This window comes from Sporosarcina limicola, from assembly GCF_014873855.1.
GTDB lineage: Bacteria > Bacillota > Bacilli > Bacillales_A > Planococcaceae > Sporosarcina > Sporosarcina limicola.
Genome location: NZ_JADBEL010000070.1, coordinates 1 through 1,734 on the forward strand (window position 1 = coordinate 1; position 1,734 = coordinate 1,734).

The window sequence follows — 1,734 nt, forward strand, 5'->3', positions numbered from 1 at the left end:
GTGTTGTAAGCAATCTCGATTGGTTCTACTACTGTGCCTCCATTTGTATGAAATGTAATTTTCACACGTGTTGGTGGGGTAGAATCGCTACCACCTGATGATGGTGACGGGGTATAGTCGCCTCCTGTCGATGGAGGCATCGCTGTCCACTGTGCATGCAGTGTTACATTCGCACTTCCCATCGTAAACGTTGCACCTGCCGCATAGCTCGTTCTGCTTCCATCTGCTTTTGTATTCCAACCTGCAAACGTGTAGCCCGCTCTCACTAAATTTCCTGTGTTTCCTAGCACCGTTACCGATGCCTTGTTTTCGTAAGCTCCGCTATCTGTTGGTGCAGCACCACCGGTATTGCCGTTTCCGTTATACGTCACCGTATAGGTCGGGTTCAACGTCCACTGTGCATGCAGCGTTACATTCGCGCTTCCCATTGTCAGCGCTGCGCCTGCCGCATAACTCGTTCCACTTCCATCTGCTTTTGTATTCCAACCTGCAAACGTGTAGCCCGCTTTCACTAAATTTCCTGTGTTTCCTAGCACCGTTACCGATGCCTTGTTTTCGTAAGCTCCGCTATCTGTTGGTGCAGCACCACTGGTATTGTCGTTTCCGTTATACGTCACCGTATAGGTCGGGCTCAACGTCCACTGTGCATGCAGCGTTACATTGGCGCTTCCCATCGTAAGCGCTGCGCCTGCCGCATAACTCGTTCCACTTCCATCTGCTTTTGTATTCCAACCTGCAAACGTGTAGCCCGCTTTCACTAAATTTCCTGTGTTTCCAAGCACCGTTACCGATGCCTTGTTTTCGTAAGCTCCGCTATCTGTTGGTGCAGCACCACTGGTATTGTCGTTTCCGTTATACGTCACCGTATAGGTCGGGCTCAACGTCCACTGTGCATGCAGTATTACATTGGCGCTTCCCATTGTCAGCGCTGCGCCTGCCGCATAACTCGTTCCACTTCCATCTGCTTTTGTATTCCAACCTGCAAACGTGTAGCCCGCTTTCACTAAATTTCCTGTGTTTCCAAGCACCGTTACCGATGCCTTGTTTTCGTAAGCTCCGCTATCTGTTGGTGCAGCACCACCGGTATTGCCGTTTCCGTTATACGTCACCGTATAGGTCGGGCTCAACGTCCACTGTGCATGCAGTATTACATTGGCGCTTCCCATCGTAAACGCTGCGCCTGCCGCATAGCTCGTTCCGCTTCCATCTGCATTCGTGTTCCAACCTGCAAACGTGTAGCCCGCTTTCACTAAATTTCCTGTGTTCCCTAGCACCGTTACCGATGCCTTGTTTTCGTAAGCTCCGCTATCTGTTGGTGCAGCACCACCGGTATTGTCGTTTCCGTTATACGTCACCGTATAGGTCGGGCTCAACGTCCACTGTGCATGCAGCGCTACATTCGCGCTTCCCATTGTCAGCGCTGCGCCTGCCGCATAACTCGTTCCACTTCCATCTGCTTTTGTATTCCAACCTGCAAACGTGTAGCCCGCTCTCACTAAATTTCCTGTGTTTCCTAGCACCGTTACCGATGCCTTGTTTTCGTAAGCTCCGCTATCTGTTGGTGCAGCACCACTGGTATTGTCGTTTCCGTTATACGTCACCGTATAGGTCGGGCTCAACGTCCACTGTGCATGCAGTATTACATTGGCGCTTCCCATCGTAAGCGCTGCGCCTGCCGCATAACTCGTTCCACTTCCATCTGCTTTTGTATTCCAACCTGCAAACGTGTAGCCC

1 protein-coding gene is annotated in these 1,734 nt (G+C 51.2%); it reads right to left on the reverse strand.

Features of this window, described 5'->3' with window-relative positions:
- Positions 1–1,734, reverse strand: a 1,734-nt coding sequence (locus tag H4683_RS21065; RefSeq protein WP_192600781.1) for an InlB B-repeat-containing protein, incomplete at both ends; no start/stop codon positions are given.